Source organism: Psychrobacter sp. KFRI-CH2-11, assembly GCF_038239325.1.
Taxonomy (GTDB): domain Bacteria; phylum Pseudomonadota; class Gammaproteobacteria; order Pseudomonadales; family Moraxellaceae; genus Psychrobacter; species Psychrobacter celer.
Window position 1 is genome coordinate 2,386,259 of record NZ_CP151283.1, and the last position, 24,743, is coordinate 2,411,001.

At 46.4% G+C, this 24,743-nt stretch carries 20 protein-coding genes, 2 tRNA genes and 3 rRNA genes; 5 read left to right on the forward strand and 20 right to left on the reverse strand.

The window, feature by feature from the left end; genetic code table 11:
- Positions 1 to 18: 18 nt before the first annotated feature.
- The 10 genes from AADH33_RS09800 to rlmJ all read right to left on the reverse strand — a co-directional run bounded on the left by AADH33_RS09800 (position 19) and on the right by rlmJ (position 9,597).
- Entirely contained in the window at positions 19 to 675 is a 657-nt protein-coding gene (locus AADH33_RS09800) for a DUF938 domain-containing protein (RefSeq protein WP_348548792.1), read from the reverse strand.
- An 81-nt stretch (positions 676 to 756) separates the two neighbouring features.
- On the reverse strand, positions 757 to 1,221 hold the full coding sequence (locus AADH33_RS09805) for a flavodoxin family protein (RefSeq protein WP_348548793.1): 465 nt from the start codon (positions 1,219 to 1,221) through the stop codon (positions 757 to 759).
- 23 nt (positions 1,222 to 1,244) lie between these two features.
- Positions 1,245 to 1,652: an OsmC family protein gene (locus tag AADH33_RS09810; RefSeq protein ID WP_075101437.1), complete on the reverse strand. Its 408-nt coding sequence runs from the start codon at positions 1,650 to 1,652 to the stop codon at positions 1,245 to 1,247.
- 164 nt (positions 1,653 to 1,816) lie between these two features.
- A 5S ribosomal RNA gene (gene rrf / locus AADH33_RS09815) occupies positions 1,817 to 1,931 on the reverse strand.
- A gap of 123 nt (positions 1,932 to 2,054) precedes the next feature.
- Positions 2,055 to 4,911, reverse strand: a 23S ribosomal RNA gene (locus AADH33_RS09820).
- A gap of 328 nt (positions 4,912 to 5,239) precedes the next feature.
- Positions 5,240 to 5,315 (reverse strand) — tRNA-Ala (locus tag AADH33_RS09825).
- 8 nt (positions 5,316 to 5,323) lie between these two features.
- Positions 5,324 to 5,400, reverse strand: a tRNA-Ile gene (locus AADH33_RS09830).
- Positions 5,401 to 5,472: 72 nt separating this feature from the next.
- Positions 5,473 to 7,012 (reverse strand): 16S ribosomal RNA (locus AADH33_RS09835).
- Together the 16S, 23S and 5S rRNA genes with 2 tRNA genes alongside form the textbook arrangement of a ribosomal RNA operon.
- 817 nt (positions 7,013 to 7,829) lie before the next feature.
- A complete protein-coding gene (pssA, locus tag AADH33_RS09840; RefSeq protein WP_075102334.1) occupies positions 7,830 to 8,612 on the reverse strand; it encodes a CDP-diacylglycerol--serine O-phosphatidyltransferase in 783 nt (260 codons plus the stop codon).
- Between the two features lie 100 nt (positions 8,613 to 8,712).
- On the reverse strand, positions 8,713 to 9,597 hold the full coding sequence (gene rlmJ, locus AADH33_RS09845) for a 23S rRNA (adenine(2030)-N(6))-methyltransferase RlmJ (protein ID WP_075102326.1): 885 nt from the start codon (positions 9,595 to 9,597) through the stop codon (positions 8,713 to 8,715).
- A gap of 131 nt (positions 9,598 to 9,728) precedes the next feature.
- Here rlmJ and AADH33_RS09850 point away from each other — a divergent pair, with 131 nt between their 5' ends.
- Both AADH33_RS09850 and dapE read left to right on the forward strand, forming a co-directional pair.
- Complete coding sequence (locus AADH33_RS09850) at positions 9,729 to 10,493, forward strand: 2OG-Fe(II) oxygenase (protein ID WP_348548794.1); 765 nt, start codon at positions 9,729 to 9,731, stop codon at positions 10,491 to 10,493.
- Positions 10,494 to 10,631: 138 nt separating this feature from the next.
- Positions 10,632 to 11,810, forward strand: coding sequence for a succinyl-diaminopimelate desuccinylase (dapE, locus tag AADH33_RS09855; RefSeq protein WP_348549979.1), 1,179 nt, complete (start codon positions 10,632 to 10,634; stop codon positions 11,808 to 11,810).
- Positions 11,811 to 12,063: 253 nt separating this feature from the next.
- Here dapE and AADH33_RS09860 read toward each other — a convergent pair whose 3' ends face one another.
- From AADH33_RS09860 to AADH33_RS09885, 6 genes are all read right to left on the reverse strand, one after another.
- Positions 12,064 to 12,558, reverse strand: coding sequence for a GyrI-like domain-containing protein (locus AADH33_RS09860; protein ID WP_348548795.1), 495 nt, complete (start codon positions 12,556 to 12,558; stop codon positions 12,064 to 12,066).
- Positions 12,559 to 12,623: 65 nt separating this feature from the next.
- Positions 12,624 to 12,833, reverse strand: coding sequence for a Fe-S cluster assembly protein IscX (iscX, locus tag AADH33_RS09865; protein ID WP_071003236.1), 210 nt, complete (start codon positions 12,831 to 12,833; stop codon positions 12,624 to 12,626).
- Positions 12,834 to 12,997: 164 nt separating this feature from the next.
- The gene (locus AADH33_RS09870) at positions 12,998 to 13,537 is read right to left on the reverse strand and encodes an acyl-CoA thioesterase (RefSeq protein ID WP_348548796.1); all 540 of its coding nucleotides are present in this window, start codon (positions 13,535 to 13,537) and stop codon (positions 12,998 to 13,000) included.
- A 142-nt stretch (positions 13,538 to 13,679) separates the two neighbouring features.
- Positions 13,680 to 15,080 (reverse strand): NAD(P)(+) transhydrogenase (Re/Si-specific) subunit beta, encoded by a 1,401-nt coding sequence (locus AADH33_RS09875; RefSeq protein ID WP_348548797.1) that lies wholly within the window; start codon positions 15,078 to 15,080, stop codon positions 13,680 to 13,682.
- Positions 15,077 to 15,415: a proton-translocating transhydrogenase family protein gene (locus AADH33_RS09880; RefSeq protein WP_348549980.1), complete on the reverse strand. Its 339-nt coding sequence runs from the start codon at positions 15,413 to 15,415 to the stop codon at positions 15,077 to 15,079. Before AADH33_RS09880 ends, AADH33_RS09875 begins: the two co-directional genes overlap by 4 nt.
- Before the next feature lie 97 nt (positions 15,416 to 15,512).
- The gene (locus AADH33_RS09885) at positions 15,513 to 16,670 is read right to left on the reverse strand and encodes a Re/Si-specific NAD(P)(+) transhydrogenase subunit alpha (RefSeq protein WP_348548798.1); all 1,158 of its coding nucleotides are present in this window, start codon (positions 16,668 to 16,670) and stop codon (positions 15,513 to 15,515) included.
- A gap of 495 nt (positions 16,671 to 17,165) precedes the next feature.
- Between AADH33_RS09885 and yaaA the strand changes: the two genes are divergently transcribed.
- Positions 17,166 to 17,966, forward strand: a complete 801-nt coding sequence (gene yaaA, locus AADH33_RS09890) for a peroxide stress protein YaaA (protein WP_348548799.1) — start codon at positions 17,166 to 17,168, stop codon at positions 17,964 to 17,966.
- A 211-nt stretch (positions 17,967 to 18,177) separates the two neighbouring features.
- On the opposite strand, the gene groL is transcribed toward yaaA, so the two are convergent.
- Positions 18,178 to 19,830, reverse strand: coding sequence for a chaperonin GroEL (gene groL / locus AADH33_RS09895; RefSeq protein ID WP_348548800.1), 1,653 nt, complete (start codon positions 19,828 to 19,830; stop codon positions 18,178 to 18,180).
- Between the two features lie 156 nt (positions 19,831 to 19,986).
- Entirely contained in the window at positions 19,987 to 20,277 is a 291-nt protein-coding gene (locus AADH33_RS09900) for a co-chaperone GroES (protein ID WP_075102316.1), read from the reverse strand.
- Between the two features lie 479 nt (positions 20,278 to 20,756).
- Between AADH33_RS09900 and AADH33_RS09905 the strand changes: the two genes are divergently transcribed.
- Positions 20,757 to 21,509 carry a DUF3108 domain-containing protein gene (locus AADH33_RS09905; protein ID WP_075102315.1) on the forward strand — a complete coding sequence of 251 codons (753 nt, stop codon included), beginning with the start codon at positions 20,757 to 20,759 and terminating at the stop codon, positions 21,507 to 21,509.
- A 137-nt stretch (positions 21,510 to 21,646) separates the two neighbouring features.
- Here AADH33_RS09905 and AADH33_RS09910 read toward each other — a convergent pair whose 3' ends face one another.
- Positions 21,647 to 22,135 (reverse strand): hypothetical protein, encoded by a 489-nt coding sequence (locus AADH33_RS09910; protein ID WP_075102314.1) that lies wholly within the window; start codon positions 22,133 to 22,135, stop codon positions 21,647 to 21,649.
- A 92-nt stretch (positions 22,136 to 22,227) separates the two neighbouring features.
- Entirely contained in the window at positions 22,228 to 22,845 is a 618-nt protein-coding gene (wrbA, locus tag AADH33_RS09915) for an NAD(P)H:quinone oxidoreductase (protein ID WP_075102313.1), read from the reverse strand.
- A 303-nt stretch (positions 22,846 to 23,148) separates the two neighbouring features.
- On the opposite strand from wrbA, the gene AADH33_RS09920 reads away from it, so the two are divergent.
- The gene (locus AADH33_RS09920) at positions 23,149 to 24,720 is read left to right on the forward strand and encodes a YihY/virulence factor BrkB family protein (RefSeq protein WP_075102312.1); all 1,572 of its coding nucleotides are present in this window, start codon (positions 23,149 to 23,151) and stop codon (positions 24,718 to 24,720) included.
- Positions 24,721 to 24,743 lie beyond the last annotated feature (23 nt).

Below are 24,743 nucleotides of genomic sequence, written 5' to 3' on the forward strand. Positions count from 1 at the left end.
ACGCAAATAACCGCTGACTTAGTTAGCGGTTATTTTTTGAAAAACCAAAATTTGGTTGTTCGCTGGCATCTGATATTGAGTCATTAATGTTAAATGGTGAGTGTTGGCTAAAGCAATGATATCTTCTTTATGCCGGACACCGCTACCAGCATCACGCTGGCGCAAACTGAGATCAAACTGCTGGTTACTTGCACTGGTATAGCGTCCGTCTTCATTAAATGGCCCGTAAACAATCAGCTTGCCGTTTATAGGTAAACTATCGCTAACCAAAATAAAAAGTTGCTGTACCAATGACCACGATATGATATGCAATGTATTGGCCGTAAACACGGCATCATAAGGCTTGCCCATCGTTGAGCTCGGTATCGAATCTGTCGTCAAATCAAACGCGACAGGCGCATGCAAATTCGGCGCAGGATAACGATTTTGCCAAGCTTGTATCACCTGATGATTATCAGTTACATCGCTGGTTTGCCATTGTAGGTGTGGCAATCTTGGTGCAAAGTAAACGCTATGCTGGCCGGTACCTGAGCCGACTTCTAAGACATGAGTATGCTCTTGTAGCTCTTTTTGTAGCACGTTTAAGATAGGTGCTTTATTATTTTCACACGCTTGCGAAAATGGCGCTCCAGCTGGAGTAATCAATTGCGTATTATCTGAATCACTATTAAACACTACGGCCATCCTTATAATACTGTTTTCATCAAGCACAGATATCAATAACGAAGATAAGCAATAATAACCCACCACAACGACCTAATAGATACCTGCCTCAATGCCTGCTGCCAATGTCATTGCCAGCTCTTCGACTTGCTCAGTGAACGCCTCTTGCCAATCACCTTGTAAAATTAGCGCTTCTTGAATCCATTCCCAGCGCAGCCCCGTCGTAATCGTTTTCATCGCATTTTTAGTCCCTGTACCATCGTGTCCTGCGCGAATATATAACGCAAACGGCATACCCTGTTTTTTTTCTAGTACTGGATAATAACAACGATCAAAGAAATCCTTGGTCAATCCTGCCATATACGCCAAGTTCTCAGTCGTGCCTAATAATAATGCATCGGCTGCTAATACATCTTCAGGCTGCGTATCTTGAGGAGATTTAAGTATGACGTTGATATCTATATCGGGATGATTAGCGCCATCGTAGGCCGCTTGCGCCAACTTCTTAGTATTCGGTGATGGCGCATGCGCGACGATAAGTAAGGTTTTAGTAGCCATATTAATCACCATTATAAAATATATCAGTTCTTAGAATAAATAGTCACCTTTTGCATGATATCAGGATGGATGCTTTTCGCAACTGGACAAGTCAGCGCTGTGTTATAAAATATCTTTTGCGTTTTCTCATCTAGCTGCCGATTAAAAGTGATCGCGACATGTATTTCACTGACGCGTCTTGGATCAGCTGTCATCACTTTGGTCACCTCAGCGGTAGTACCGGTGATATCAATCTCCATATCACGAGCTTTAATCCCAATGATCGTTAACATACAGCTTGCCAAGCTCGTCGCTAACAAATCAGTCGGTGAAAAAGCTTCACCCTTGCCTTGATTATCAGTCGGCGCATCAGTAATAATTTCATTGTTTGATTGCAAATGAATAGCGCTAGTACGCAAGTCACCTTGATAGGTTATTTTTGAGGTTGTCATTTTCATTCCTTTTAAACAGATTAAATGCACTTTATAAATAGTGTAATGGAATGAACGAATAATAACTAGTAGCCAATCAATACATGAAATTTAGAGTAGTACAATAACTGAAAGTAAAAAAAAGCCCCCTAACAATCAAGTTAGGGGGCTTTTAGGGTATAGGGAGCTGACGATGACCTACTCTCACATGGCCGGAGCCACACTACCATTGGCGCAACGATGTTTCACTTCTGAGTTCGGGAAGGGATCAGGTGGTGCCATCGTGCTATTGTCGTCAGCAAAGGGGGTTAGATATGAGTCTGTGTTTGTTTTACTTAATGACTTAAGTATCACTTATCCTAACTGAATCAAGGATAAAGGTGATATCGATATAATGCTTGATACAAACCACTTGGGTGTTGTATGGTCAAGCCAAACGAGCAATTAGTACAGGTTAGCTCCACACATCGCTGCGCTTCCACACCCTGCCTATCAACGTCCTAGTCTTGAACGGCTCTTTAGGGAAATCTAATCTTGAGGTGGGCTTCCCGCTTAGATGCTTTCAGCGGTTATCCCATCCGAACGTAGCTACCGGGCAATGCCATTGGCATGACAACCCGAACACCAGCGGTTCGTCCACTCTGGTCCTCTCGTACTAGGAGCAGATCCTCTCAAATTTCCAACGCCCACGGTAGATAGGGACCGAACTGTCTCACGACGTTCTAAACCCAGCTCGCGTACCTCTTTAAATGGCGAACAGCCATACCCTTAGGACCTGCTTCAGCCCTAGGATGAGATGAGCCGACATCGAGGTGCCAAACACCGCCGTCGATATGAACTCTTGGGCGGTATCAGCCTGTTATCCCCAGAGTACCTTTTATCCGTTGAGCGATGGCCCTTCCATACAGAACCACCGGATCACTAAGACCTACTTTCGTACCTGCTCGACTTGTGGGTCTCGCAGTTAAGCGCGCTTTTGCCTTTATACTCTATGAACGATTTCCGACCGTTCTGAGCGCACCTTCGTACTCCTCCGTTACTCTTTAGGAGGAGACCGCCCCAGTCAAACTACCCACCATACATTGTCCTCGGTATTGTTATACCTGAGTTAGAACCCCAACATGACCAGGGTGGTATTTCAAGATTGGCTCCACCAAGACTAGCGTCTCGGTTTCAAAGCCTCCCACCTATCCTGCACAAGTCAGGTCAAAGTTCAATGTAAAGCTGTAGTAAAGGTTCACGGGGTCTTTCCGTCTAGCCGCGGGTACACAGCATCTTCACTGCGATTTCGATTTCACTGAGTCTCTGCTGGAGACAGCGCTGCCATCATTATGTCATTCGTGCAGGTCGGAACTTACCCGACAAGGAATTTCGCTACCTTAGGACCGTTATAGTTACGGCCGCCGTTTACTGGGGCTTCGATCAAGACCTTCGCATACGCTAAGCCCATCAATTAACCTTCCAGCACCGGGCAGACATCACACCCTATACGTCCACTTTCGTGTTTGCAGAGTGCTGTGTTTTTAATAAACAGTTGCAGCAGCCTGGTATCTGCGACTGCCAATAGCTTACGGAGCAAGTCCTTCACCATCAGCAGCGTACCTTCTCCCGAAGTTACGGTACCATTTTGCCTAGTTCCTTCAGCAGAGTTCTCTCAAGCGCCTTGGTATTCTCTACCTGATCACCTGTGTCGGTTTAGGGTACGATTCGTTTATGACTATCGCTTAGAAGCTTTTCCTGGAAGCATGGTATTTGCCACTTCGTCCTACAAGTAGGACTTGCTATCAGATCTCGGTATAAAATAGCCCGGATTTACCTAAGCTATAAACCTACATCCTTCCACTCAGACAACCATCGCTGAGCTGGCATAACCTTCTCCGTCCCTCCATCGCATCATAAACAAGTATCGGAATATTAACCGATTTCCCATCGACTACGCCTTTCGGCCTCGCCTTAGGGGTCGACTCACCCAGCCCCGATTAACGTTGGACTGGAACCCTTGATCTTCCGGCGTGCGAGCTTTTCACTCGCATTATCGTTACTCACGTCAGCATTCGCTCTTGTGATACCTCCAGCATGCTTTACAACACACCTTCACAGGCTTACACAACGCTCCCCTACCACTTGAAAACAAATTCAAATCCGCAGCTTCGGCTCCTAGTTTGAGCCCCGTTACATCTTCCGCGCGGGCCGACTCGACTAGTGAGCTATTACGCTTTCTTTAAAGGATGGCTGCTTCTAAGCCAACCTCCTAGCTGTCTATGCCTTCCCACCTCGTTTCCCACTTAACTAGGAATTTGGGGCCTTAGCTGGCGGTCTGGGTTGTTTCCCTCTCCACGATGGACGTTAGCACCCACCGTGTGTCTCCCGGATATCACTCATCGGTATTCGGAGTTTGCATCGGTTTGGTAAGTCGGTATGACCCCCTAGCCGAAACAGTGCTCTACCCCCAATGGTGTTCGTCCGAGGCGCTACCTAAATAGCTTTCGGGGAGAACCAGCTATCACCGAGTTTGATTAGCCTTTCACCCCTATCCACAAGTCATCCCCTGGCTTTTCAACGACAGTGGGTTCGGTCCTCCGGTGCCTGTTACGGCACTTTCAACCTGCTCATGGATAGATCACTCGGTTTCGGGTCTATACCCTGCAACTAGACGCCCTATTAAGACTCGGTTTCCCTACGGCTCCCCTAGACGGTTAACCTTGCTACAGAATATAAGTCGCTGACCCATTATACAAAAGGTACGCGGTCACCACGCAAGGTGGCTCCCACTGCTTGTACGCACACGGTTTCAGGTTCTATTTCACTCCCCTCACAGGGGTTCTTTTCGCCTTTCCCTCACGGTACTGGTTCACTATCGGTCAGTCAGGAGTATTTAGCCTTGGAGGATGGTCCCCCCATCTTCAAACAGGATTTCTCGTGCCCCGCTCTACTTAATATGTTAACGCTAATGTTTCGAATACAGGACTATCACCTACTATGGTCAGCTTTCCCACGCTGTTCTTCTACATTAGCATTAATCGGCTTCTCCCCGTTCGCTCGCCGCTACTAGGGGAATCTCAATTGATGTCTATTCCTAAGGGTACTGAGATGTTTCACTTCCCCTCGTTCGCTTCTTGTACAAGTACAAGATACTTACCTTATGGTAAGTGGGTTTCCCCATTCAGAAATCTCCGGATCACAGGATATTGCCGCCTCCCCGAAGCTTATCGCAGGCTGTCACGTCTTTCATCGCCTCTGACTGCCAAGGCATCCACCATGTGCGCTTAATTACTTGACCATACAACCCCAAAGGGTCTTTGTCAGCAATTATAACGATATCACCTATGTTTACGCTTGATTCAGTTCTCTTTACTTTGAAGACTAGCCCTTGGGATAACAAACAATGTCGTTAAAAGGCTAGTCTTCAGGTTAGCAATAACACGTGAAATGTTGTTGCTAACCCAGACTCATATCTATGTTTTTAAATAGTCTCTATGCTCTCGTCAAGTCATAGATTTCCGTATAAAACAGAAAGAAGTAATCGTGTCTTTGTTCAAAGATAAATCACTTGTTTCTATTTAATACCTATTGTATTTATTTGCACGCTAAGCTACCAAAGTTTGTAGTGGTGGAGCCAAACGGAGTCGAACCGTTGACCTCCTGCGTGCAAGGCAGGCGCTCTACCAACTGAGCTATGGCCCCATGTATAATGGTGGGTCTAGGTGGACTTGAACCACCGACCCCCGCGTTATCAACACGGTGCTCTAACCAGCTGAGCTACAGACCCTAGTACGTCCTAAAACGTAAGCTTAAACTAAAGAACAACTTGTTGTGAATTCTTGCTGACCGAATGCGTCTATAAGGAGGTGATCCAGCCGCAGGTTCCCCTACGGCTACCTTGTTACGACTTCACCCCAGTCATCAACCACACCGTGGTGATCGCCGTCCTAAAAGGTTCGGCTAACCACTTCTGGTGCAATCAACTCCCATGGTGTGACGGGCGGTGTGTACAAGGCCCGGGAACGTATTCACCGCGGCATTCTGATCCGCGATTACTAGCGATTCCTACTTCATGGAGTCGAGTTGCAGACTCCAATCTGGACTACGATAGGCTTTTTGAGATTCGCATCACATCGCTGTGTAGCTGCCCTCTGTACCTACCATTGTAGCACGTGTGTAGCCCTGGTCGTAAGGGCCATGATGACTTGACGTCGTCCCCGCCTTCCTCCAGTTTGTCACTGGCAGTATCCTTAGAGTTCCCGGCTTAACCCGCTGGTAACTAAGGACAAGGGTTGCGCTCGTTGCGGGACTTAACCCAACATCTCACGACACGAGCTGACGACAGCCATGCAGCACCTGTATTCTAATTCCCGAAGGCACTCCCGCATCTCTGCAGGATTCTAGATATGTCAAGACCAGGTAAGGTTCTTCGCGTTGCATCGAATTAAACCACATGCTCCACCGCTTGTGCGGGCCCCCGTCAATTCATTTGAGTTTTAACCTTGCGGCCGTACTCCCCAGGCGGTCTACTTATTGCGTTAGCTGCGTCACTAAGGAATCAAGTTCCCCAACGACTAGTAGACATCGTTTACGGCGTGGACTACCAGGGTATCTAATCCTGTTTGCTACCCACGCTTTCGAGCCTCAGTGTCAGTATGATGCCAGGAAGCTGCCTTCGCCATCGGTATTCCTCCAGATCTCTACGCATTTCACCGCTACACCTGGAATTCTACTTCCCTCTCACCTACTCTAGCTTAACAGTATCAGATGCAGTTCCCAGGTTAAGCCCGGGGATTTCACATCTGACTTATCAAGCCACCTACGCTCGCTTTACGCCCAGTAATTCCGATTAACGCTTGCACCCTCTGTATTACCGCGGCTGCTGGCACAGAGTTAGCCGGTGCTTATTCTGCAGCTAATGTCATCGCATATGGGTATTAACCATATGGTCTTCTTCACTGCTTAAAGTGCTTTACAACCAAAAGGCCTTCTTCACACACGCGGCATGGCTGGATCAGGGTTGCCCCCATTGTCCAATATTCCCCACTGCTGCCTCCCGTAGGAGTCCGGGCCGTGTCTCAGTCCCGGTGTGGCTGATCATCCTCTCAGACCAGCTACAGATCGTCGCCATGGTAGGCCTTTACCCCACCATCTAGCTAATCCGACTTAGGCTCATCTAATAGCGAGAGCAGTAAACTGCCCCCTTTCTCCCGTAGGTCGTATGCGGTATTAATTCGAGTTTCCCCGAGCTATCCCCCACTACTAGGTAGATTCCTAAGTGTTACTCACCCGTCCGCCGCTCGACGCCTACCAGCAAGCTGGTATCGTTTCCGCTCGACTTGCATGTGTTAAGCCTGCCGCCAGCGTTCAATCTGAGCCATGATCAAACTCTTCAGTTTAATCTTGCTATGAAGCTCTTTAAAGAAGCTTCTAAACTTGGCTCATTTATTCTAGCAAATCGCTTAAAATTATGTTCGTAATGAATTAACTTTGAGTTTTTCTGCTGAGTAAATGATAATTTTTATAGTTAGATTGACTCCCGAAATGAGAGTAAAACCAACTTTATTTTTTAGCATTCTAAATCAGCAAAAATCCACACAAGTTGTTCTTTAGTTGTGCTTTTAAATAGTGTCTTATACTGTCGTCCAGTAGTAAGATGTTTCGCTTACTTATAGCAAGTAAGGCTAAATAGCGCTAAACCTTAGTGGTTTATCCTATCTAGCGAGCCGACTATCATATCATAACGATTTGGTTTGTCAAGCTTTTTATCTAATTTGTTTCTCAAGGTTCGCTGCGTTGTTACTATGTAATCTACCCTAGTAATACTTAGCTCGTCCTGATGAGGTGCGTATTATAGACGCTTTATTTGGTAAGTCAAGAACTAATTTGGTTTATTTTAAATCAGTTGGTTAGATTTGGAGTTTAAAATGATGAATCATTCTTTAAATGAGTCACTCTTTTATCCGCCTTCCCTTTCGACTGGGTGGCATTATACGCGTATTTGGGTGGGGGTCAAGGGGGAACTGATAAATAATTCGCACTCTTTAATTGTATCTCCGATGACTCCTCCTAACTAATTGTTATTACTATTAATATCTATTCATCATTATTTTTGTTTATCTCAGTCTATATCCTTGGGCTTAGCATCGTGCTTAAAAATATAAAAAGGGGATCTACCTATCGGTAAATCCCTAGATACAAAGCTTAAAGGCAGCTCTAACTTTTTGCTTTTGCTTTAATCGTCGTAAAAATGCCCGATAACGCATAGAGAATGCCAATGGCTAAGATTCCAACAGGAATATCATAGAGGACGATGCTCATGATCAACACTCCAATAATAAGTACCACAAATGGGACTTTCTTTTTATCAAACTCTTTAAAGCTATAGTATTTGACATTGCTGACCATCAGCAGACCACAGATAACAACCCACACCGCAAACAAGAGTATAATAGCGGTATCATACTGTCCGACCCACTCATTATGATCGACCGCGACCATGACAGCGGACGTGACCAATATAGCCGCCAATGGACTGGCCAAACCGACAAAGTATTTTTTATCAACTTCGCCTATTTGTACATTAAACCTCGCTAGACGAAAAGCGGCGCAAGCGGTAAAAACAAAAGCACAGCCAATACCAATGCGGCCTAGCGGCTGCAACGCAAAACTATATACCAAAATAGCAGGCGCAACCCCAAAGGCCAGCATATCTGCTAGAGAGTCATACTGCTCGCCAAAGGGACTTTGCGCATTGAGCATACGTGCGACGCGGCCATCAGCCCCATCTAAAATCCCCGACAAAAATATAGCCAGAGAGGCTTTGTAAAACGATCCTTGGGTACTGGCCAAAATCGAATAAAAGCCAGACAACAACGACAAGGTGGTAATCAAATTGGGGGCCAAATAGACACCGCGGCTGACCACCGGCTGCCCCTCTGCAACTTCTGTCTCAATCACCTCAAACGTTAAGCCATCGTAATTATCATTATCCGCCATGCGAATATTGAACTCATGCTCGTCAACAAAAGGCGGCTGAGTTGCGGCATTATCATTTAGACTATGGTGAGATGGTTGCTCAGTCGTCATAACGGTATCCTTATTCGCCAACTAGCCAGCGGACATTGGTAGCACTATCAGGTGTCAGCTCTGGCGCATCAGCGACTTTTAAAGCAGGCTGCAAAAAGCGCAATATCTCACGGGCATGACTATCAAATTGCCATGGCGGATTGATGACGAGTAAACCTGTGCCATTGAGACCCACGGCGACATCATTTGGATAGATATTTAGCTCACAGACCAGCTGACGTCTCATCTCGGTACGCTTCAGCTTTTTGTAAAACAGCTCAACGGCTTCGATGTTTTTGATCGGGAACCAAAGTGCGTATGTGCCTTGTGGCCATTTATTATAGGCGGCGACGAGTAAATTGATCAGACGCGTAAAGTCTTTATGCTCTTGCTCATAAGGAGGATCAAGAAAAATAAGACCGCGGCGCTCGGCTGGCGGAATCACAGCGGTGACGCCTTCAAACGCATCACGATGATGAATGCCAATGGGCAGTTTGTACAATTGGTAGTTGAGCGCATCATATTCGCTGGCTTTGGCCTCAAACGCTTCGCCGCGTACGCCAGTGTCTGGGTTTTTTTCGATATGATGGGCGATCCACCATGGCGAACCCGGGTAGACTTTATTATCATAAGTGGCTTTGGCTTGCTTGATGCCTGCTAGATAGTCTTTGACAGCCGCTGGGGCTTGTGCCATCTTGGTGTCATCGAGCTTTAACAATGCTTTGATGCCGCCCTCGGCTTCACCAGTTTTGCGCGCTTCTTCACTGCTGAGTGAATAAAGACCGCGACCACCGTAAGCGTCGAGCGCATAAAAGGGTTTGTTTTTTTGGCTCAGCTGATTAAGCAGTTGTACCAATAAAATGTGTTTTACCACATCAGCAAAGTTACCAGCGTGGTAGGCGTGTTTATAGTTCATAATCTCAAAAGTTTAAAGTAAGAAAAATTGCATCTATGGTAGCATAGGCAGCGTAAAAGATAATGTGGTTTTGGTAAATGCTCTTAATAAAAGGGCCTTGAATGCCAGCTGATTGATAATAACGAGGTGAGATGACTAAGATTATTAGCAACCTAAATGTGACAAAGCTGGTGGTCGATCATCCAATAGGTCCTGACAATCCGCCGCGATTCACCCCATACAGCCCTAATTGCGCTGACATAGACGATAAGTCATTGAGCCAAGATGCCTTGCAGATGTCAGACTTTGAGGTGTGCTGGGCTGATAAACTGACCGATAAACAGCTCGATCAGCTCGTCGATGATGGTTGGATAGTAATCGATGAGGTGTTTACGCATACAGCGTTACTGGCGTTGCAGGCAGAGAGTGGGTTTGTCCAATACCGAGACGCCGAGCTGACGGCCGGGGTGCGAGTCCGTGACATACGCGGTGATCGCATCCGCTGGATCACAAAAAACTTTTTTGCTGGGTTTTATTACTTGCAGTCCATCAACGCGCTAGCGGCTTTGTTCAATCAAAGCTTGTTTGCTGGTATTCGCCATAGTGAAGCACACTATGCCTGCTATCCGGCAGGCTTTGGTTATCAATGGCACAGCGACAATCCTGCGGGCCGCGACGAGCGTGTTATCTCAGCGGTTTTTTATCTTAATGATGAATGGACAGCCAGCGATGGCGGCGCGTTAGAAATCATTGATAAACACGGCAGCCATCACAGTGTCATGCCTGTTGCCAACAGGTTAGTCATATTTGATAGCGATCTGCAACATCAAGTACAAATCGCTCATCGGCAACGCTACTCTATCGCAACATGGATGCGCCGAGATGGTTTGGTGCCGTTTGTTGAAGATAGTATGTAAAACGTATAAATCTATCATAAGCCGCTACGGCTTGTGCCATGGTTGAATGTGCAACACGCCCTAGTCTTTAATCCAAAATCTTATCCTCTCACTTTATAATAAAAAGGTTTTTTCATGTCTGACGCTCACAATCAAAACATGACTCATCAGCAGCAAACACTGGACTTAAGCATCGCTTTACTTGAGCGCCCTTCCGTCACTCCAGATGATGATGGCTGTCAAGATATTTTGTCGTCTCGCCTAGCGCAAGCAGGCTTTGACTGCGAGTTTATGTACTTTGGTAATAAAGAGCAGAGCGGCGAACACGCAGAAGTCAAAAACCTCTGGGCACGCCGTGGTACAGCCGACCCTGTGATTTGTTTTGCTGGTCATACCGATGTCGTACCGACGGGTGACGAAAAAAACTGGACCTACCCGCCCTTTACCCCAACCATAAAAGACGGCTATCTCTGGGCGCGCGGTGCGGCAGATATGAAAACGGGCATTGCAGCCTTTACCATCGCCGCCGAGCGTTTCGTCGCGAGTCACCCTGAGCACAATGGCTCGATTGCCTTTTTAATCACTTCAGACGAAGAAGGTCCTTCTATCAATGGCACGGTGAAAGTCATTGAAACCTTAGAGGCCCGTCAAGAAAAAATAACTTACTGCCTCGTTGGTGAGCCGTCAAGTACTGATACGCTAGGCGATATCATCAAAAACGGACGCCGCGGCTCGTTGGGTGCGGTGTTGACGGTCACTGGCAAACAAGGTCACGTTGCCTATCCGCACTTGGCATCTAACCCTATCCATGCAGCGATGGCGGCGCTCAGCGAGCTGACATCAGCAACTTGGGACAACGGCAACGACTACTTCCCGCCCACGACTTTACAAGTCTCAAATATCAATGGTGGTACGGGCGCAACCAACGTCATCCCCGAAATCTTAGAGGTCGTCTTTAACTTTCGCTTCTCGACCGAAACCAGTGAAGAAGAACTCAAAGCAAAAACCCATGCTATCTTTGATAAGCATTTTGCTGATAGCAAAGCCAGTTATGATATCCAATGGAAATTATCCGGTCAGCCGTTTTTGACCCCTGAAGGAAAACTGGTTTCAGCCTGTCAGAATGCGATCAAGTCAGTCACAGGTACAGACACGACGCTATCGACATCAGGCGGTACATCCGATGGACGCTTTATCGCGCCGACTGGTGCGCAAGTGGTCGAGCTTGGTGTCCGTAACGCCACCATTCATCAGGTCGATGAAAAAGTAGAAGTGGATGACTTGGGCAAATTGGCGCAGATATATGAAGGAATTTTGGAAAATTTGTTATTAGAGTAACTGTGTAGATAAAACCGAAAAGTAAAAAAGCGCGAGTCTTAGATGACTGGCGCTTTTTTATGGGCGGCTTTGGCTCAAAACTCATTTAAGTTATTGGCTATAGTGAATTCAGTATAAAAACGATACAGTGGGACTGGGATAAATTTTTCGCAGCCTCTGTCTGCGTAGGCACAGCACGCAAGGAAAATTTAGACCAGTTCCACCTTGATATATAATGTATCTGTTTTATTTAGGATTGACTATAGTTATGGCTTTATTTAATACCTATATAAAGGTCGACTTGGCCGTACTCTAAATTCCCATCGATATAGTGCTCAAAGTCTACATCAAAGTTGCGAGTGTGTTCACAGTTTGGATCGTTAAAGTACTCCCATGCCTTTTCCCATGCATTCATTACCGTATTTGGCATATTGCCTGTTTCAGAGAAAACCAAATACTTGCCTGCAGGAATGTTTACCGCGACCAAGCCGCCTGCAGGATTAGGCGCGCTTGATGCCTCAGGCTCACCCGTTACCTCCCAACTGGCCACCACATCAAAAGCACCGACCAAATCATCGCTCTCATAATTGTGGTAAACGCCATAAATATCTTCACCTTCAGGCAAGTCGCCCATGTGATTTTGATAAAACTTTTGCCATAAGCGGCCCAGTTTTGCCGTTTCGTGACGCGTCTCGGCGTGATTGGTGGTACGCACACTGATGCCTTTGCATGCGATCGCTTCGGCTAACTCTTTAATTTGAGACGTCATGATGCTGCCTGCCCTGTTGTTCTCTGTTATTGTTATTGGATGTACTGTTAAAGAAGAAAATCGCCTTAATCGGCTTCATCGATCCAATTCATCTGAATGGCTTCTAAAATACCTTCGTTTGAGCGCTGCGGATCATCATCAAAGCCTTCAAGCTCAGTCACCCAGCGGTGCAAATCAGTAAAACGAATGTACTGCGGGTCGACCTCTGGAAACTTCTCATAAAGCTCAATGGCGATATCGAGGCTGTCTGTCCATTTTAGTTTTTGCGGGGTCATGGTGGCTCCTTAGCTTGTGTCAGTTAAAAATATTACGTTGAGTGGCGCGATCGCTTGTCAGCTCTTTTGTCAGTTCTCTTATCGACGATTTAGCAGCCTACATCGTACCAAACTTCGGCAGCCGATTATAGCCATGTTGTTTCACCAAACTGTCTTACAGTCAGCTAGTGAGCAGCCGGCGCAGACTTTATCGCTACTTGATGCGCATTCCATGAGTCGATGACGTCATTGGTCAGCTCGCCGAGCATATCCAATACCGCCGGCGCGCACTTGCCTTTTTTATCGGTCAAGACAAACTTCGTCATCCCAATACCCATCAGTTGATGTTTGACAAAAAACCGCGTTTCAAAATACACGTATTTTTTATCCCAACCGACAAGCACGCTATTTACCGCCATTTTATTAAGAAATTTGATTTCTTTAAGATAGACCATCTCTTGCATGGCGATAATCCAGCCAAGATTTTTTATCCCCTTTTGATGACAGCAAGTCATCAGCCAGTTGGTGATGTTTAATTCTATAAAGGACAAATAACGATAATTGGGCAGATGATCGCGAAACCCCATATCGTGCGGCAAGACACGGTACTGACGTACTATCGGTGTGGCCAACATCTCGGCGCTCAGACGCTGTTTTACTGACTGTTTATCACGCTGCTGTTTTAGCAAACTGATCATAATAAAAAAACGTATCAACATGTTCATAAATGACTCTCTTAATTCTGATTTTGTATAAAGTCTAACTGAATAGAAAGATGGCCTACCTTAACGCAAAAAAGCCACCTAAGTGACTTTTTTATTTAAGAAAACATACTCAAAACTTATGCTGAAAAGCTGATTTTAGCGATTAATGACCGCCGCCATTGATACTACGTACCATCTCTTCGACCATCTTTTTGGCATCGCCAAAGATCATCATGGTTTTGTCCATATAGAAGAGGCTGTTATCAAGACCTGCATAGCCGGTGCTCATCGAACGCTTGATGACCATTACCGTTTGCGCTTTGTTGGCTTCTAAAATGGGCATACCAAAGATAGGAGATGTCGGATCGTCTTTTGCTGACGGGTTGACGACGTCGTTGGCACCGATGACCAAGACCACATCGGTACTGGCAAAGTCGGAATTAATCTCATCCATCTCTAGGATATCGTCATAAGGCACGTCGGCCTCTGCCAATAGTACGTTCATGTGCCCTGGCATACGACCAGCAACAGGATGAATGGCAAAGCGAACGTTGACACCTTCGTCTTTTAATAGCTCGTACAATTCTTTTACCGCGTTTTGCGCGCGGCCTTGTGCCATACCGTAACCTGGTACGATGACCACATTGCTGGCATTGGACATAAGGAACCCTGCGTCTTCTGCTGAGCCTGCTTTATATGTTTTTGGTGCGCCATCATCATCGCCTGCAGCGGCCGCTGACGTGCCCATACCACCAAACAAAACGTTTAGTAGAGAGCGGTTCATGGCTTTACACATAATATAAGATAAAATAGCACCTGAGGAGCCAACAAGCGAACCTGCGATAATGAGCATCGAGTTGCCCAGCGTAAAGCCAATACCTGCTGCCGCCCAACCTGAAAATGAGTTCAGTAGCGACACGACTACTGGCATATCACCGCCGCCGATGGGCGCAATCCACATCCAGCCAAAAATCACTGCAATCACTGCCATCGCATAAAACGCAGGCAAGGAATCCGTGACAAAATACACTCCGCCAAACCCAATCATCGCTATAAATAGCAAGGCTTGAACAGGTTTTACCCAGCCGCCAGTGACTGTTTTTGCCCAGCTTTTTGCCGCAAGCTTACCAAAAGCAAAGACAGAGGCAGAAAAAGTAATCGCACCGATAAAGCACCCGATAAATAGCTCAACACGGGCAACCGCGCCATGCTGCTGCTCGGTATGCAGTACCGTGGCAAGCGCAATCGCCACCGCTGCCAAACCGACAAATGAGTGCATCAACGCCACCGTTTCTGGCATTTGCGTCATCGCGACGGTTTTTGCTTTCCACATGCCGACGATGGCACCTAAGATCATCGCACCGATGATTAACCACAGTACAGGGCCTTCTACTAAGAAAAAGGTGGTGATAACAGCAATTGCCATCGCTGCCATACCAAAGCGGTTACCATGAATCGCTGTCTTTGGACTCGACAATCCGCGTAACGTTAAAACAAAGAGGATAGCGCCGACTAAATAAAACCAATCTGCATTGGTGGCAATAAATTGGGTTAAATCGCTCATGCATCACCTCCATTTTCAGATGTTGCTACTGGCGCTTTTTTTGCTTTGGGCTTAAACATCGCGAGCATACGTTCAGTCACCGCAAAACCACCAAAGATATTGATACTGGCCAAAAATACCGCAAAAGCACCAAGCAAACTGGTCGGGGTAAACATCGAGCCGTCGATATGGACGGTCTGTAGCATCGCACCGACGATCACGATACTTGATAAGGCGTTGGTCACCGCCATCAATGGCGTATGTAGCGCTGGGGTCACACCCCAAACGACGTAATATCCAACAAAGATAGCGAGTACAAATACGGTAAAAATTGCGACAAATGGTGTGCTACTCATGGCTGCACCGGCAGGCGCTGCCGCTAAAATGGTGGCAATCATCTTATCCTCCTAAAAATTTATTCGTGTCTGGCAAATGCATGGCGATCAGCAAGGGCTAGCGTTTGGTCAAGCGCACTTGGTTGTCGTGGGTCACTGCCAGTGCACCCTGAATCTCATCTTCCATATCTAAGTTCAGTGCCAGTTTATTTGCTGACGCATCATCTGTAGCAGCTGGTGCAATTAAGGTGGTGATAAAGTTGACAAGGTTATTGGCATACAAGTCTGAAGACTGCGCCGCTAGCTGTGATGGAATATTGGCCGCGCCAACGATACGCACGCCATTGTCTGTGGTGACAGTCTCATTTGGCGCACTGCCCTCGACGTTGCCGCCTGTGCCAGCTGCCATATCGATCAGCACCGAGCCGGCTTTCATTTTGGCAAGGGTTGCCTGATGGACTAAGCGCGGAGCTTGACGACCAGGGATTTGTGCTGTGGTAATGACAATATCGGCATTGCTCAACGCCTTATCGACGACTGCAGCTTGATCTTTGATATATTGTTCTGATGGCGTCCACGCATAGCCGCCCGTTGCTTTGGCTTTTTGTGCTTCATCGTCACTCATCGGCACATCCAGCCACTTACCGCCCAGCGACTCCACCTGCTCTTTCGCAGCAGGGCGCAGATCACTGGCTTCTACCACCGCGCCCAAACGCTTGGCTGTCGCGATGGCTTGTAACCCTGCAACACCGACACCCAAGATCACTACTTTAGCGGGTTTTACTGTCCCTGCCGAGGTCATAAACATCGGAAATGGGCGCGAGTATTCATTGGCGGCCAGCAGCACTGCTTTGTAGCCTGCAAGGTTGGCTTGTGACGACAGCACATCCATGTTTTGGGCACGTGACAGTGTGCGCGGTAATAGCTCCATCGCAAAGGCCGTAACGCCTTTAGCAGCATAATTGTCTAACTGCGTATTGCGGTAAGGGTCTAGCATCCCGACGACGATTTGGCCTGCGCTCAAATGCTCTGTCACTTCGGTGGGCAAGTCGTGAATGGTGGTAATAATTTGAGACTGGGCAATCACCTCGGCGCTGCTGCTGGCAATGTCTGCTCCTGCCGCCTGATACAGCGCATCAGCATAGTAGGCTGCCTGCCCTGCACCTGACTGGATGACGACCTCAAACCCAAGCTTACGCAGTTTTTTGACTGCGTCTGGGGTTAGCGCGACACGGCTCTCGCTTGCGATATCTGCACTGATTACACCGATTTTCATACCGTCTCCTTACTTACGTCTAATGACTTTATTTACGTCTCAATGACTACCTTTAATACCCTCAACGCACATTTAAAAAGCACAGGGGACAAAAAAACCTTTGGTCGTTGTTGGTTCAAGATGTTGACCAAAGGCTATCAATTTAATAAATGATGACTACATCACCATCATGTCTTTTTATTATAGAGACATCATCCGCCAACTTTCATTGCCTAATGGTGACCAACAAGTAAAATTAAAAGTTAGGCATTTACACCATCTGGATAACTTTTATTGTTATATTAAAAACTTTTATTTTTCTACGAAAGCTAACCCCTTGCCAAATATAGCCTACTGGTCATCTTAACTACCTTTCAAGTGTTTATTATTATTCGATAAAGCAGCAAAATCCCTCAACCATGACGTCAAATCACGTTAAAATTGCATATAAGGTATAATCAGAGCACTTGACACCGCGATGGATAAGTCATTGACTTCACAGAATAAGGATTAGCCATGTATTTTTTACTCTCTCCCGCCAAGTCTTTAAATGAGACAGACGACATCCCTGTCAACCTAGGCAACTACTATAGCCAGCCTGAGCTGATTGACCATGCGCAGGCATTAATGAAAATACTTAAGACAAAAGAGCCGGTTGATTTGCAAGCGCTGATGAGCATCTCTGACGATTTGGCGCAGCTCAATGCAGCGCGCAACCAGCAGTGGCAATGGGATAATGACAAACCTTTTACCACCGAAAACGCCAAGCCTGCCGCTTACCTATTTGATGGCGATGTGTATACGGGTCTGGATATGTATGGTATGGACAAGGACACTGCCATCTACGTCAACGAGCATTTGGGTATTTTGTCGGGGCTGTATGGCGTATTGAAACCACTAGATTTGATTCAGCCGTACCGCCTAGAGATGGGTACTAAGCTGAAAAATGAGCGCGGAGATAACTTATACGAGTTTTGGGGCGAGGAAGTGACTGATGTTATCAATGCACGCATGGCTGATAGCGAAGACAAGGTATTGATAAACCTGGCCTCCAATGAGTATTTTAAGTCGGTAAAAAAGAAAACGTTAAATGCTAAGGTTATCACGCCCAGATTTGAGGACGAAAAAAACGGCAGCTATAAAGTAATTAGCTTTTATGCCAAAAAAGCGCGCGGCCTGATGGTGAAATACGCCGCTGACAATAAATTGACCAAGGCTGAGCAATTAAAGAATTTTGACTTGGCAGGATATTATTATATCGATGAGCTGTCTGATGATAAAACGTGGACGTTTCGACGTAATGAGGCAGATGCGTAATCTTTTAGCCAAAACATACTTATCTTGCATAAAAACCCCCCCCGATAAGCTCAGCCTATCGGGGGTTTTATTTGGACTAGATTTTACAGGTACGTGATGTTATTCATACTTTCAGCGAAAAGCGATTTATCAAGGAAGACGAGCGGAAATAGCACCTATTGTACATTGAGCGCGTCTGACAAAAAGAAATCGCTTTGTAGCAGAAGTAAAATTACATCATGCCGCCCATTCCACCCATACCGCCCATTCCACCAGCAGCGCCGCCCATAGCAGCCATTGGGTCATCACCTTCTGGTAGATCAGTAATCATCGCTTCAGTCGTGAGCATCAGACCGGCAACAGAGGCTGCGTTTTCTAATGCTGAGCGTGATACTTTGGCAGGGTCAAGGATACCCATTTCTAGCATATCGCCATACTCGCCACTAGCAGCGTTATAGCCATAGTTACCGCTACCGCCTTTCACCTCATTGACGACCACTGACGCTTCTTCACCTGAGTTGGTGACGATTTGACGAAGTGGTGCTTCCATCGCGCGGCGTAGAATGTTGATACCTGCGTTTTGGTCGTCGTTGTCGCCAGTTAAGTCAGACAAGGCATTCATCGCACGGACTAATGCAACACCGCCACCAGGGACAACGCCTTCTTCAACCGCAGCGCGAGTGGCATGTAGCGCATCATCAACGCGGTCTTTTTTCTCTTTCATTTCTGTTTCAGTAGCCGCGCCGACTTTGATAACTGCTACGCCGCCTGCCAGTTTGGCCACACGCTCTTGTAGCTTTTCTTTATCGTAGTCAGAGGTAGACTCTGAGATCTGACGGTTGATAGATTCAACACGGTTTTCGATGTCGGCTTTGTTACCAGCACCATCGACGATGACGGTGTTTTCTTTACCAACAGTGACTTTTTTCGCAGTACCCAATTGCTCTAGGGTCGCCGTCTCAAGGCTCAGGCCAATCTCTTCAGAGATGACTGTACCACCAGTGAGCGTTGCGATATCTTCTAGCATGGCTTTACGACGATCGCCGAAACCTGGTGCTTTAACGGCACAAGTTTTTAGGCCGCCACGCATGTTGTTGACCACTAGCGTAGCCAATGCTTCGTTTTCTACGTCTTCAGCAATGATTAGCAATGGCTTGCTTTGCTGCATGACTTGCTCAAGTAGTGGCACGATTTCACGGATGTTACTGATTTTTTTGTCAACCAATAAGATATATGGGTTTTCAAATTCAGCAGTTAGGCTGTCTTGCTTATTGGCAAAGTATGGGCTGATATAACCACGGTCAAACTGCATACCTTCGACCACTTCTAGGGTATCTTCAAAGCTTGAGCCTTCTTCAACCGTGATAACGCCTTGCTTACCGACTTTTTCCATCGCTTGCGAGATCAGCTCACCGATTTTGGTGTCTGAGTTGGCAGAGATAGAGCCTACTTGGGCGATTGCTTTGTGATCATCAGCTGGGGTAGATAGGTTATGAATCTCTTTAACCGCTTCGCGTACCGCTTTGTCGATACCGCGCTTGAGATCCATTGGGTTCATGCCAGCAGCGACAGACTTCATGCCTTCTTGCAAGATCGACTGAGCCAATACGGTCGCCGTCGTGGTACCGTCACCAGCGACATCGTTGGTGCGGCTCGCGACTTCACGAACCAACTGCGCGCCCATGTTTTCGAATTTGTTTTCAAGCTCGATCTCTTTGGCAACCGACACACCGTCTTTGGTGATGGTTGGTGCGCCAAAAGACTTGTCAATCACCACGTTGCGACCTTTAGGGCCTAGCGTGACTTTTACGGCGTTTGCCAAAACGTTGACACCGTCCATCATTTGTTTACGAGCATCAATACCGAATTTTACATCTTTTGCCATGTTAATTTACTCCATTATTATAAATATAAAAATACATTTAAATGAGTCGATAGTGTATTGACCAGCTTGACGTTTTAAATGAGCGTCATTAAATATAGGTCATTAAAAACGCTTATGGTCAAAGATATGCTGAGTACTCAATCATACTCAAAAGGACTAGCCTTCTAGCACACCCAATACATCAGACTCTTTCATAATAAGTAGTTCTTCGCCGTCAACTTTCACGGTTTGACCAGCATATTGACCGAACAAGACTTTGTCGCCAGCTTTTACATCTAACGCGCGAATGTCGCCATTGTCACGAATCTGACCATTGCCTGTTGCCAACACTTCACCTTGTGATGGTTTTTCTTGTGCCGAACCAGGTAGCAAGATACCACCAGCAGTCTTTTGCTCTTCTTCTACGCGGCGAACGACGATACGGTCATGTAAAGGACGAATGTTCATCGATATGACTCCAAAAGTTGGTTATAACGTTAAAGGGTTTATTTGAATTAATGGTCTCAAGACCAGTATCTATAAGAAATGTAACCAAAAAGTGACATCTCATAGATAAGCTTTGAGCTTGTATCAAAAAGTGGGGGCAGGGGGAGTTTGGTTCAAGTGTAAAAACCAAAAATTTACAAGAATTTTTTATCCTGTTCGTATATCAGCTGTCAGGCAGCCTTATTGGGCAACTTTGTAGGCAGCGCTGTGCTTTACTAGTTTTACAGCAAGTTACGTACAGATAGGGCGACCGCGTGGCTAGTAACATTGGCTACAAGAGGCAAACGTCACTTGGGAGTGCCTGCCTTGAAAGTGTAACAGAGTATGACCATCATAGTCTCTGAGATCATAATAATAGCAATAATTTACCACTGCTCAAGCAGTTTTAAACAGACAGTTTTAAACAGACAGTGATAAACAGAATGTATTAAGGACTATCCATGAGCTTTATATCTAAATCTAACATTAACAACCCCGCCCGCAGCAAATCGACAGTATTGTCCGCCTTCACCACAGGTGTGAGCATTGCTGCTATTGGAGCCTTGAGTATGACCGCACCCACCCTCGCTAGCGCCAAAACCGTCCAGCCCTCTAGTGCCAATTATAGCTTTACGGTAGAAGACAAATACAAAGGTACTGCCACCCGTACGCTAGGCAAATCGGGCAATACTTGGAAATATAATGTCAAAGCACGGGTGGCAGGTGTTGCCAATGCGTCGCAAAGCAGTACCTTTACCATCAAGGGTAACAACGTCATTCCAACGCAGGCCAGCACCACTTATAAACTGCTGGGTCTCGGCCGTACGCACAAGCTAAGCTTTAACCCAAGCAGCAAAAAAGTTACCAGTACTTATAAAGGCAAAACCATGACCATGGATATGGCGCAGCAAGCCTTTGATGACTTAAGTCTTGAGGTGCAAATTCGTCAAGATTTACTAAACGGTAAGTTCTCTGGTAACTACTACATGGCCAAAAAAGACAAGGTAGAAAAAACGCCATTTAAAAAATCGGGCAATACCAAAGTCACGGTACCAGCCGGTACCTTTGATACTGTCCGTGTTGACCGTATTCATGACGACAATGACCGCTCAACCAGTTTTTGGTTAGCGCCAAGCTTGGATTATCTGCCCGTAAAAGTCAGTCAGATTAACGATGGTAAAAAGATGGATCTAGAGCTGACTAAGGTCAATTAAGTTTCAGCTTATCGCTCACTTGACGCTGAGCGAGCCTTATAAAAAAAGCGGTACTCTACATGAGAGTGCCGCTTTTTGTTATCCAATCTTTTTGTTATCTAAGATTTTTTATGCCAACAGCAGAGGTAAAAACCAATCTAGCGAGAGCGCGGCTTCTTGACGACATTATTCATCGACGGCAGGCGTTTTAGTAAAATAAACAACCAAATGTTGATGGCAAACAACAATACAAAATCAAACAGATATACCGCTATTTCCGCCCAGCTGCTGCCATACGCGCGAGTAAACAGCACCACTCCACTTGCGCCCAAATATACTAGAGTAAACATACTACCGACCAATAATGCATAAGGCGAGCGCCCGCGCACGATCCATGGCGTCAGTATAAAAGCTGGCAAAAGCCATAGTGCTTGCCATGCGATACCGCCCACAATATCAGGGTGACTGGCATTAAACACATTGATTAAGATGGGCAACCCAAGCAGTCTATACACCAACCAAATCAGCCACGTCATCATCAAGCGCTGACGCATGGGCGTAATAGGTTTTTGCGGTGTGGCCGCGCGCCCAGACTCTACAGTTGGCGCGTTGCTATGGGTGTCGCTATCAGAGCGGTTGGTAGCCATTAGAGATACAGGTTTCCTCATTCACAGCAGCGACAGTTGGGGGCTACTGACAGTATAGTAGAAGATAAAAGATAGTAGAAGACAAAAGCCGTTTATCGTTGCCAATTGGCCTGTGCCAATGCACGGGCACTAATCGCCAAACGCCGACCTTGAGCGATACCTAACTCGCGCTCATCATCATTTACAGGTTGGTCATGTAATGCACCGCTCACGTGACTGGCACCATAAGGCGTCCCGCCGCGATGCGTCCGATTTAGTGCAGGCTCAGCATACGGTACCCCAACGATGATCATACCGTGATGCATCAATGGCAACATCATCGTGAGCAATGTGGACTCTTGGCCACCATGCATCGAACCTGTTGCCGTAAATACTGAGGCAGGTTTGTTTTGTAGATTGCCCGCCAGCCAAAGCGTGACCGTACTGTCCCAAAAGTACTTCATGGGCGCGGCCATATTGCCAAAGTGCGTGGGGCTACCGAGTGCAAGGCCGCTACAGTCTTTGAGATCGTCCATGGTGCAATACAGATCGCCCTCATCAGGAATCGCAGGTTTGCTGGCCGTAGTCTCAGGCGCGACGGTCGGTACTGTACGGATGCGCGCTGTCATCCCAGCCTCTTCGATACCTTGAGCGATGGCGTATGCTAATGTCTTTGTCGTGCCATAATTTGAATAATAAAGCACCAAAACGTAAGGGTTGGCCTGACTCATTAACCGTCCTTCCTCATAAAATCATTGATATTATTATCTATGTGTCATTATTTACCGATCAATAACGATATCGCCCGCGATAGGCGATGCGATGATGTGCTCATTATGCCCCAGTCATTCACCGACATGCAAACCAGCTGACGACTATTTTACGATCACCTACTCCAGCTACGGTTACGCGATGCCTTATTAAAGAGCCGCTGTGCATTGAGCCGCTGTGCATTTTGACACAATTAAACGGCAGATGATAACGACGCATCTTTGTTACACTATTGTCTCTCTACTTCTTGCTAAACGGTCACTATGGAAAACTTAAGCAAAAGACTCCCATTTTTACATCAGCGCTGGTTCCAGTTTTTACGGTTTTTGACGCGGCACTTTTTTGAAGACAACTGCCAACAAAAAGCTGCCTCCCTTACGTATACCACCATGCTATCGATCGTGCCTGTATTGACCGTTTTGCTCATGATATTGTCCTCTGTACCGGCACTGGCATCCGTCAGAGCGCAGATATACGAGGTAATTTATAGCAACTTATTGCCGCAATCGAGCATGCAAGTCAGTGAGTATATCAATAGCTTCGCTGAAAAATCATCGAACCTTACCATCATCGGCGCCATGGTGCTGTTTTTTACCACCATCATGACCTTGACCACCATTGAGCGTGCTTTTAATCAAATCTGGCGGGTGGAGAGCCGCTCAGGTGGTATAAAGAGTCTGCTGCGCTATTGGACGATTGTCACCTTGGGGCCTATGGTGCTGGGTACGGCGTTTATCGCTTCGAGCACGGTACAAAGCTTGAGTTTTTTAAATCGCCAAATAGCAGGCTACGGTATTGATTGGGGGTTTTGGGTACAAGTGGTGTCGGTTGGTATTACCATGGCCGGCTTTATAGGGATGTATTGGTTTATTCCCAAAGCCCGTGTGCCCGCAAAAAATGCAGCCATCGCTGGGGTCTTTGTGACGATTATCTTTGAGCTGATGAAGCATCTGTTTGGTACAGTGATGGCAAACTTTACCAGCTATGAGGCCATTTACGGAGCCTTTGCCGCCTTGCCTATCTTTTTGTTATGGATATACCTGTCTTGGAATTTGATTTTGTTAGGCGTTGAGATCAGCTATACCTTGACCATTTTTGAGACCGAAGAAGTCTACCCGCGCCATCCACTGCTCAGCTTGCTCGACATGTTAAACCTTGTGTACACCCATCATCTAAAAGGCGAAGCGGTCAGTGAGCAAGCCCTGCGCAATGTGTTGGGCCGCAAAGAGCTACCCAAATGGTACACCTATATCAACTATCTCCAAGACAGCAACCTCATCACCATGACCGAAGATGAGGATTATGTACTCAAAAAAGACTTGAGCAAGATGACATTGTGGGATTTTTATCGCACTTTGCCCTACCCTTTGCCGATCAAAGACGAGCTCGATGAGATAAGAGTAGAAGAGCAAAAGCCATGGCTCAGCCTCCTAGTGGATCGATTTGAGCATACAGAAGCCTATGCCAAGCAGCAGCTAGATTTGCCGTTGAATGTTATCTTTACCAACGCCCAACCGCGCAAAAACCCTGATGATAAAGGCACGAATAAAAACACCCCACACCCTTTGTTTAAAAAATCTGAATTTAGAAAAACATCGCAAGCCGCTCCTAACAGCTTAGCTCGACAGTCAACTGATACAACAGCGACCCCGCACTTTGATCCAGCCGCTTATAACAAGGACAGTAAGGTTGAATGTGATGCATATGATAATGAAATCATCATTCCTATAGACCCAGAAACGCCGCCGTCTCCACAAACCAGCAGATGGGGACACAAAAGCACAATCATCACCGAAGCGGACAACCCTAAACACAGCTCTAACAATAAAAATTAGTTTGCTAAAATATATAAAAGAAA

Bases quoted from the DNA above. Each gene is read 5' to 3' on its own strand.
- AADH33_RS09805 (WP_348548793.1), bottom strand. From the start codon at position 1,221: ATGGCTACTAAAACCTTACTTATCGTCGCGCATGCGCCATCACCGAAT.
- AADH33_RS09810 (WP_075101437.1), bottom strand. From the start codon at position 1,652: ATGACAACCTCAAAAATAACCTATCAAGGTGACTTGCGTACTAGCGCT.
- pssA (WP_075102334.1), bottom strand. From the start codon at position 8,612: ATGGCGGATAATGATAATTACGATGGCTTAACGTTTGAGGTGATTGAG.
- rlmJ (WP_075102326.1), bottom strand. From the start codon at position 9,597: ATGAACTATAAACACGCCTACCACGCTGGTAACTTTGCTGATGTGGTA.
- AADH33_RS09850 (WP_348548794.1), top strand. From the start codon at position 9,729: ATGACTAAGATTATTAGCAACCTAAATGTGACAAAGCTGGTGGTCGAT.
- dapE (WP_348549979.1), top strand. From the start codon at position 10,632: ATGACTCATCAGCAGCAAACACTGGACTTAAGCATCGCTTTACTTGAG.
- AADH33_RS09860 (WP_348548795.1), bottom strand. From the start codon at position 12,558: ATGACGTCTCAAATTAAAGAGTTAGCCGAAGCGATCGCATGCAAAGGC.
- iscX (WP_071003236.1), bottom strand. From the start codon at position 12,833: ATGACCCCGCAAAAACTAAAATGGACAGACAGCCTCGATATCGCCATT.
- AADH33_RS09870 (WP_348548796.1), bottom strand. From the start codon at position 13,537: ATGAACATGTTGATACGTTTTTTTATTATGATCAGTTTGCTAAAACAG.
- AADH33_RS09875 (WP_348548797.1), bottom strand. From the start codon at position 15,080: ATGAGCGATTTAACCCAATTTATTGCCACCAATGCAGATTGGTTTTAT.
- AADH33_RS09880 (WP_348549980.1), bottom strand. From the start codon at position 15,415: ATGAGTAGCACACCATTTGTCGCAATTTTTACCGTATTTGTACTCGCT.
- AADH33_RS09885 (WP_348548798.1), bottom strand. From the start codon at position 16,670: ATGAAAATCGGTGTAATCAGTGCAGATATCGCAAGCGAGAGCCGTGTC.
- yaaA (WP_348548799.1), top strand. From the start codon at position 17,166: ATGTATTTTTTACTCTCTCCCGCCAAGTCTTTAAATGAGACAGACGAC.
- groL (WP_348548800.1), bottom strand. From the start codon at position 19,830: ATGGCAAAAGATGTAAAATTCGGTATTGATGCTCGTAAACAAATGATG.
- AADH33_RS09900 (WP_075102316.1), bottom strand. From the start codon at position 20,277: ATGAACATTCGTCCTTTACATGACCGTATCGTCGTTCGCCGCGTAGAA.
- AADH33_RS09905 (WP_075102315.1), top strand. From the start codon at position 20,757: ATGAGCTTTATATCTAAATCTAACATTAACAACCCCGCCCGCAGCAAA.
- AADH33_RS09910 (WP_075102314.1), bottom strand. From the start codon at position 22,135: ATGGCTACCAACCGCTCTGATAGCGACACCCATAGCAACGCGCCAACT.
- wrbA (WP_075102313.1), bottom strand. From the start codon at position 22,845: ATGAGTCAGGCCAACCCTTACGTTTTGGTGCTTTATTATTCAAATTAT.
- AADH33_RS09920 (WP_075102312.1), top strand. From the start codon at position 23,149: ATGGAAAACTTAAGCAAAAGACTCCCATTTTTACATCAGCGCTGGTTC.